An 8,483-nucleotide genomic window follows, 5' to 3' on the forward strand; every position below is an offset into this window, starting at 1 on the left:
GCCAGTTCTATAGTGAATTAATTAAAGTCATTGGGTTGCATGTCATAAAGGGGTGTGTATGGGCTTTGTGTTGGTGAGAAATATTTGAAAAAAGACTAAAATGCTCCTTATGAACGCTCTCAAATGTCAATGGCTGTTGTAACATGAGGGACAAAGGGTATGATGATGCTCAGCTTACTACTTTTATGAAGTGAAAAGGGGCATGAAGGTAAAGAAGGAGGTGGAGCAAAAAGGGGCGTGCTTGATGGTTCACTTTACGGGGGCTATTATATTTTATTTACAGACACTGTTTTGAAATGAGCGTGGATGCGCTGGGAAATATTAAAAAAGTGCGTGAATGAAAGACGCAAGTGTATTCTGTTTTAGGATGTCCTATCGTACCTGAAGAGGATATCTTCATTAAAGAATGCGATAAATAAAAGCATAAAATGTGTAATTTCATCAGTTAATTGTCGTTGTCGTGGATGCTTTAGTCCCGTAAAGCTGAAGAGTGATGGTGGATGTTAGCTTTACTCCTTAAAATTTTATATTCTGCCAAAATTAAATTGTATGCGCTTTGCGAAATTACACAAAAAGAGATAGGTAATAGGCTCGCTTTTATTTGGCATACAAAAGCTGAAACGGTTTGCTCTTCATCGTTTTGGTTTCTGTCTTAAAATATGCGGTTCTATGAGGGATGAAAGTTGATTGATAAGCGGGAATGGATTTTATGCGGCTAAGTTATCATTGTTAAGGTTTTGGAGAACTTGGGGGACTATAGAGGTTGGTTTAAAGAGGCTGGAAAATATCTTTGTGCTTAATAAAAGAGATGAGAAATTTTGCTAAAAAAGGGGAAATTTCTCTTGTTTATTATTTGAAATGCTCTTTTAAGAAAAAATATCAAAGTAAGTATCAGGAACAGAGAGGCAATAGACAATTCCTTCTTTTGTCAATTTGAGGGAAGCGGAACCATTTACGGAAATGGGAACGATTTTTTCGAGAACGGCACTACCAAAACAGGCTTTTTTATTGTTTGTGGGAGGGATGCCAGATTCAAAATTTTCATGCCAAGTGATGATAAGTTGCGTTTTACCATTCAGTTTTGTTTCGATTTCACAGCGTACACAGATGCTACCCTTTTCTTGGGAAAGGGCTCCAAAAGAAAGAGAATTTACAATTAGTTCATGAAAAGCCAAACCAATATGCAAAGCGGCATTGGGAAAAAGATAAGGATCTACGCCTTCAAGTGAAAAACGTTCTGTTTCTTTCATAAAATAGCCTAAAGCCTGCGTTTGGACCAATTCGCGAAATTGAGCGCCACGCCAATCAGAATCAGTGATCAGATCTTGAGAATGAGAAAGAGAATGAAGACGACCTTGAAATTTGCGTAAGAAAACCTGAAGAGATTCAGTATAGCGAGCGGTTTGGCTAGCAATACTTTGAATGATCGCTAGAAGATTTTTAGAACGATGACTGACCTCGCGAAGAAGGATTTTAAGCACTTGTTCACGGCGGCGTAAGCCGGAAATATTAACACCGGTGGTGATAATACCGATAATGTCTCCGTTATCATTACGATGGCAATCAATAGAAAATTTGTACCAAATCTCTTGTTTTTTTGTATCTTCAAAACGTGCTTCAACAGTTTGCATTTTGCCACTCGCTAAAACTTGCAGTTTGATGGTTTCCATATTGTCTGCAAGGTCAAGCGAAAAAAAGTCGCTGTCACGACACCCAACCCGCCATTTATTGTGCAAATGGTGTGGCAAGTTTTCAGCCCATAAATAAACCAGATTTGTTGCCTGATAGAGAACACAAATATCAGCACCACGAATCGCTTGCATGAGCGCACTCATATGAGATCTATCCATGGGAGGCTTTGAAAGAGGCGTAACGATCATAATTTTAAGATGTTACTCTGTTCTAAGCCGCTTTAGAAGCATTCTCTTGAAAAAATAAAGCTTGGGAAATAAGCGCTTTCACCATATCAGGGTTAAAAGGTTTGGTCACTAAAAAAGTTGGTTCTGGACGCTCGCCGGTCAGTAGCCTTTCGGGAAAAGCCGTGATGAAAATCACCGGTATACGGTCATTTTTCAAAATCTCGTTGACCGCGTCAATACCTGAACTGTTATCAGCTAATTGAATATCAGCCAAAATCAACCGTGGTTTTTTCTTATGATACATGATGACAGCTTCATCACGCGTGCGCGCTATTCCTACAACATGATGACCTAAGCTTTCTACCATTTGCTCAATATCAAGTGCAATAAGAGGTTCATCTTCAATAATCATTACTTCAGTGGCAATTTGTTGAGAAATATCAATGGATGCTTGGTTGAGAAGCTTACGGAATTCTTTTGTATCAAGATTCATGATTTCGCTTGCTTCTTGTTCATGAAATCCTTCAACGGCAATGAGCAAAAATGCTTGGCGTGCACGGGGCGTGAGATAGGATAATTTGGCACTGGTTTTTTGTTCAAGACCAAATTGGGGCAGGGGTTCAGGGATGTTCGGTGTGGTTTGGTCAAAAAGATGGCAAAAAAGCCAATAGGTACCAATTCGGTCACTGGATGCTTTGGGAAAAATGGAGATGTCGGCAATGAGTGCTTCCAACATTGCTGATACATAAGCATCGCCAGAGGATTGGCTACCAGTGACAGAGCGGGCAAAACGCCGAAGATAGGGAAGATGCGGGGCAATGCGCGTTGATAATGACATAATTTATAACTCCTTTGACCTTTCAAGCATTTTGTTGGTTGAAATTCTCAGCAGATAAAAAAGTTCCTTGATTTGTATGGAACTTTTTATCGACAGCCATATTTACAACCATAGAGCGAAAAACTCTTCGCGGTGCTACTGATATTATATGGATTAGGGGGATGAAAAATGAACGACCGTGATGAAAAAAATCTCACCACACAATTTACAGTTGGAGATGATCTTCTCGGGGTCAATAGCGAAATAGCACGGAAGTTACGTCAATTTTACATGGAAATTCAAGAAGAAGCACTGCCACGGTGTTTGCTCGAGCTTTTAGAGAAGTTGGAGCGCGCAGAGCAATTTGGCTTAAGCAATGTGGAAAAGGTTTGAATTCTTTATGTCAAAGTGCGCGAAAAACTTTAAACAAGAACTCCTTTTGGTGTTGCCGGCTTTACGAGCTTTTGCTGTTTCTTTAAGTGGCAAGCACGATAAAGCCGAAGATTTGGTCCAAGATACTGTTATGAAGGCATGGGCTAAGCAAGATAGTTTTGAGATGGGAACCAATCTTAAGGCTTGGCTTTTTACCATTTTGCGCAATGAATTTTATAGTCAAATGCGTAAAAAGGGAAGAGAAGTTCAAGATACCGATGGCGTATTTACTCAAAATGTCGCTGTTCATCCTGCTCAATACGGACTGCTTGATTTGCAAGATTTCAAAAAAGCCTTAAATTTGCTTTCTGCCGATCAAAGAGAAGCCATTATTCTTATTGGCGCATCGGGGTTTTCTTATGAAGATGCTGCCGCTATTTGTGGTTGTGCTGTTGGAACCATTAAAAGTCGAGTGAGCAGGGCGCGTAATCGATTACAAGAACTTCTCAAGGTGGATGGTGAGTCTGATTATGGTCCTGATTCTTATTCAGCTGGAAGTACATTATGTTCATTTAACGGCTAAAAAAGCATAATAATTATGATCGTTAGCCTTGTTTTTTTTATTCCCGTTATAGCTATTACAGTAAAGTCAGTATCTGAGGAAATTCAGAGTGTTTGGCGTGTATCCTTAGGAACACAAGAAAAGCCTGTATAAACTTTCCCACGGGCTTTAGGTTTTATGTGCCATAAGGTTGCCTTCCTTTGTGCTGAAAAATGACGACTTTCAAGTTCGCCAATGGACATTCTATGACAACAAAAACAAATTTGATGCCTCAAATGCCTTCTTCTGATGCAACGATATCACGCTGGCGGTGGGTAGCGATTGTTGTTTCTCTTGTTATGGCTCTTTTGGCATCGGTTTTTATTATGTTGCTTTCAAATGCCGTTGATCGGGAAGTCGCACAGTTGGATACAAGTTCAGAATTGCGCGAACAGGCTGATTTGGTTCTTATTAGCTTGATTGATATGGCTGTTGCTGATCGCAGCTATGCAAAAACGCGCAAGGCGGAAGATAAAGTACGTTTTGAAAATTCAGAGCGGGAGTTGGGGAATGTTCTCGATTATATTGCACTTATTGTTTATGCGCATCCACAATGGTATGAATGGTTTACGGCTTTTAAAAAAGAGGTTGAAGCACGAAAAGCATTTATGAATGCCCATATGCATGCTCTTGATGCGATTCCTGAACAACCTTCTCATGCGACCTCTTTTGAAGTATCAAAGATTCCTGTGGCACGTTTAGCTCAATTGATGACAAGCTTTATTAATGGGGATGATGTGGTGCGACAAAAACAGCGTGAGGGTATCGCATTAATGCGGGCTGCTTTGACATTGGCGGCTATTGTTTCCGTTGTGAGTACTTTTATTTCTGCCTATTTTGTTATTAATCGTTTTCATCGTGATGTGCGCTCTTTAAAATTGTATCAATTGCTGCTTCATAGCGAAAATATCGCTCTGGAAGCCCGCGTGAAAGAACGGACACAAGAATTAGAAAGAGCCCGTAATCACGCTGAAAAAGAACGCCAACGGGTTGAAATATTGTTGCAGGATGCAAGCCATCGCATTGGCAATTCTCTTGGGACGGTGTCTTCTTTGCTGGGGCTCCAGTTAAATCGGAGCAAAAATGAAGAGGTACGTTCTGTGCTAGGAGCTGCACGTGATCGTATTCAGACAATTTCTACAGCACATCGTCGTTTGCGCTTAAGTGATGATATGGAAACGACTTTTTTAGCAGAGTTTCTCAGTTCTGTTGTGCATGATGTCGAATTAGCAGTCCCTTTTGAATTGCGTGAAAACATCACCATTCACACCAACTTTAAAGATTGTCGCCTGTCTTCAAGAGATGCGACAACACTTGGAATTATCCTTGGTGAACTGCTAACAAATTCTTTAAAACATGCCTTTCCTGATCAACGTACGGGTCATATTTATATCTCTTTTGGTCCCCAGAAAGATGGACAATTGATGCTCATTGTAGAAGATGATGGTGTGGGAATGAAAAGCCAAACTTTAGAACAAAAAACAGGACTTGGTCGTGTGGTCGTGGAACAGCTCTGTATGCAATTTGGTGAGAAACCTCTGTTTGAAACTTCTGCTTTAGGAGGCACAAAGATTGTCATTCCTTTGCCAAAACTCAGCATGAATAGTTTAAAAAAAAGCTCTGACTGATTTTTTAAAGAGATAAACTCTTTGCTCTCTGCTTGTTCGTTTTAATAAAAATGAGAAAAAATATGACTTAGATAACGCGAACACAGTACCATTCATATCAGATTGTCAATTGTCTTTAAGAGAAGCAACATTGCTTCTTCATCGTTTGGTCTCTTTGTTTTTCGCTTTGTTGAGTCAGATTATCGGCTTTCAAAACTCTCCTTTTTTTGTATGTTTTATAGGCTTTGAAGTGCTTAAGTTAAAATTTAAATTTATTTTGAATAAGAGCTTTTTTAAACCAATAATATTTATATTAGTAAGCTCTATTTCTTTACGAAGAGATTGTTTTTTCAAATTTTGTTATTTTTTGTAAGGCATGTAAAACTTTAAATATGTGGTGTTTTTGTAAAAGTGTGTAACGAATATTTTTAGGTAAAACTTGCTCATAAAGTTTATGAAACACCGTCCTTTAAGGCTATGAACAGCATAAGCATTCAACAAGTGGAATCTATTCAACAAGAAGTCGGGTTGTTTATAGAATGATATGGGTTTTAGAATCTTCATCCTTTAGAAAAACTCACCTTTGATTAAGATTTTATTGTATGGATAACAAAGGGATTTTTATCGTTTTGATAAAACAAACAAGAAGAGTTAGCCTTTTGGGATTTCATATTTTGCACTTTTCTATTGTGCATAAACATGCAAAGGGGAGGGCGTTTATTCTTAATCATTGTTATGCAACCTTGGGTGGTGGCATATTTCGGCGTATTCTTTATAGATGTTTAAAGTGCGGAAATCTCTTTGAGAAAAATAAGCGCTAAAGCATATTTTTTAGATGTTTTGAGTTGTAAAAATTGCAGATGCTTTTATGCTTTAAGTTTCCTCGGAGGGGGGTATCGGGCTGTTTATCAAGGCATCAATATTGTTTTTTTCTTGTAGGAATGTTTGTAGGTCTTGATTGGTTAAGGCTTTGCTATCCGGTATACGGATGCGCATGGGATCAACTTTAACGCCATTGACAATGATTTCAAAATGACAATGGGGACCGGTTGCCATTCCTGTTGTTCCAACATACCCAATGATTTGTCCTTGTCGTACTTTCACGCCTGGTTTGATGTCTGGTGCATAACGGCTTTGGTGTGAATAACTGCTGACATATCCATTGGCATGTTGAATTTCCGTGTGATTTCCATAGCCACCTGTTACGCCTACTCTTGTGACAATACCATCTCCTACAGCAATAATGGGTGATCCTTTAGGAGCAACCCAATCAACTCCCGTATGCATGCGAACATAGCCTAGAATAGGATGTTTGCGTGGACCAAAGGGGGAGCCAAAAATCCCATTTGGTGTGGGTTTGCGCAGCAAGAAAGGCTTTGAACTCCTTCCTTCAGAATCATAATAATCAACGCTTCCATCTTTTAATTGATAACGGTAATATTTATAAGTTGTATTTCCAAAAGTTGCGCTAATATAACGAATTTCTGGATCAGTGTTTTTGAATGCTTCCTTTGCTTTCAAGTTCTTTTTACCGTTTTGGTTTTCTTTATCACTTTGTGGTACGGCATAAAATATTTCGATTTGATCATTGGGGGTTATCGGACTTTTCATGTCAATATTGGTGGCAAGCAGACGAATAAGACGATGAGAGAGAGATTGTGATATATTATGGCTTAGCAAGGCACTATAGAGTGCATCATAAGCTGTTGGTAATTGCGCGCTATTGATATAAGAATGCGGAATACCATTTTGAAAAGCCGTTTGAAGAGCTTTAGACATTTTAGGCTCTGTGCTTTCAATGAATTGGCCTTTATCATTTAGCGCAATGGTAAGAACATGATACATCCCTTGATAGATACTTGCGCGTACGAGATGGTCTTCTTCACCAGCTTGTGTCACGATACCAATGCGTAAAAGACTTCCCTCTTTAAGGGTATCGGAAAGGTTAATTTTTTCTAGCGCTTTTACGACCTGTTCAATTTGCTTTTTTGTATAACTGGTTTTTTTGAAAGCATCGGCTATCGTTTGTTTTTTACGAATAGGAATAATATCTTCAACATAGTTTTTTGTCAGATCGATACGGTGACTTTGAGGAGAAACGGTTACATTTTCTTGAATAATGCGAACTTCAGGGGATTCTGTACCTTGGGAATCAGTGGATGCATCTTCTAATTTTAAAGGATCAATCAATGTGAGAACTGAAAGAAGTTCGGTACTTTTTTCTAAAGTAAATCCAGCTTTTTGCACTTCTTGTTGTGCCTCTTCATCTGTCAGCGTATCGTTGTCGTCAAAATCGAATTGATTTACCTTAAAATCATAGTTGCGTAAGGTGATTTTTGTTTCAACCTTTGCTCCATAAATTTGTCCAGAATCTTGTGGTTTGGCGATTTGATTTTTCGAATCACTGGCAAGAATGCTTAAAGAATCAAATTTTGGATAGCTATATTTCTGGGGGCGCTTTTCGGCTAAAGCCATACGAATCCATTCAAAATGTTGTGTTTGAATAACTTGTTCATCGCCTTTTTTTTGCAGAATTGATAGTTCAAATTGACGTTTGCTGTCAAAGCTTTGCCGTGCATGGGTGGGAGAAATACGATCACCTTTATACCCATTGGCCTCAGGATCTTGTGTGTGAGAGAGATTTTCTTTCGTAAACCATTGTGGAGGGGTTACCAATCGCTGTTGTTCATCAAGAGCCGTAAAAAGTGCAATACCCATAAGAATGCAGGAAGTGATTCCTGTCAGAACGGTTCCCGTAAGCCAACGGGCCGAAACTTGTCGGCGCGCAGGACGCAGGGGTTTGACGACAAGAGCAGGGTCCTGTCCGGGATCGTTTTTTTGTTGCTCGTTATCCCACATAGATTTTAAGAGTACTTTTTCAATATTAAATAAAGAAAGCTAGCATAGCTTAGCATGTTTCTACAAGAATTTGATTCTTTTTACAAATTACAGATCATGCGAATTCTCTTTATACAGTAATGTCTTTATGAATCGTACCTGTGCAGAAAAATTTCCTTATTAAAGTAACATAAAAACAAGCGTTATTGTGATTAATCTATTCCTAGGCACTTCCTATTTTTATGCATTGCAATGGGGTGCTATATTCACTTTAAAGGCGCCATGCTCCCTTTAACTCTTTCTGTTTTCAAGTTTTATTTTTATTTTAGTGTAATGTATTGAAATACAACCAGTTGTTTACGATATTTTATTTTTGAAAAAAGTAAAAA

General features: G+C 38.7%; 6 protein-coding genes. 3 read left to right on the plus strand and 3 right to left on the minus strand.

Going from position 1 to position 8,483, the window contains the following annotated elements:
• Positions 1-866: 866 nt before the first annotated feature.
• Positions 867-1,880, minus strand: coding sequence for a sensor histidine kinase (locus ACFINF_RS06920; RefSeq protein ID WP_015856823.1), 1,014 nt, complete (start codon positions 1,878-1,880; stop codon positions 867-869).
• A 22-nt stretch (positions 1,881-1,902) separates the two neighbouring features.
• On the minus strand, positions 1,903-2,697 hold the full coding sequence (locus ACFINF_RS06925; protein WP_015856822.1) for a response regulator: 795 nt from the start codon (positions 2,695-2,697) through the stop codon (positions 1,903-1,905).
• A gap of 168 nt (positions 2,698-2,865) precedes the next feature.
• On the opposite strand from ACFINF_RS06925, the gene ACFINF_RS06930 reads away from it, so the two are divergent.
• From ACFINF_RS06930 to ACFINF_RS06940, 3 genes are all read left to right on the plus strand, one after another.
• Entirely contained in the window at positions 2,866-3,069 is a 204-nt protein-coding gene (locus ACFINF_RS06930) for a NepR family anti-sigma factor (RefSeq protein ID WP_375620233.1), read from the plus strand.
• Positions 3,070-3,076: 7 nt separating this feature from the next.
• Entirely contained in the window at positions 3,077-3,631 is a 555-nt protein-coding gene (locus ACFINF_RS06935; protein WP_375620234.1) for an RNA polymerase sigma factor, read from the plus strand.
• Positions 3,632-3,855: 224 nt separating this feature from the next.
• Positions 3,856-5,277 (plus strand): sensor histidine kinase, encoded by a 1,422-nt coding sequence (locus ACFINF_RS06940; RefSeq protein WP_375620235.1) that lies wholly within the window; start codon positions 3,856-3,858, stop codon positions 5,275-5,277.
• 852 nt (positions 5,278-6,129) lie between these two features.
• Here the strand turns inward: ACFINF_RS06940 and ACFINF_RS06945 are convergent.
• Positions 6,130-8,115: a M23 family metallopeptidase gene (locus ACFINF_RS06945; RefSeq protein ID WP_375620236.1), complete on the minus strand. Its 1,986-nt coding sequence runs from the start codon at positions 8,113-8,115 to the stop codon at positions 6,130-6,132.
• Positions 8,116-8,483: the final 368 nt, after the last annotated feature.

Source organism: Bartonella sp. TS25HLJMH (assembly GCF_042193505.1).
Classification (GTDB): domain Bacteria; phylum Pseudomonadota; class Alphaproteobacteria; order Rhizobiales; family Rhizobiaceae; genus Bartonella; species Bartonella grahamii.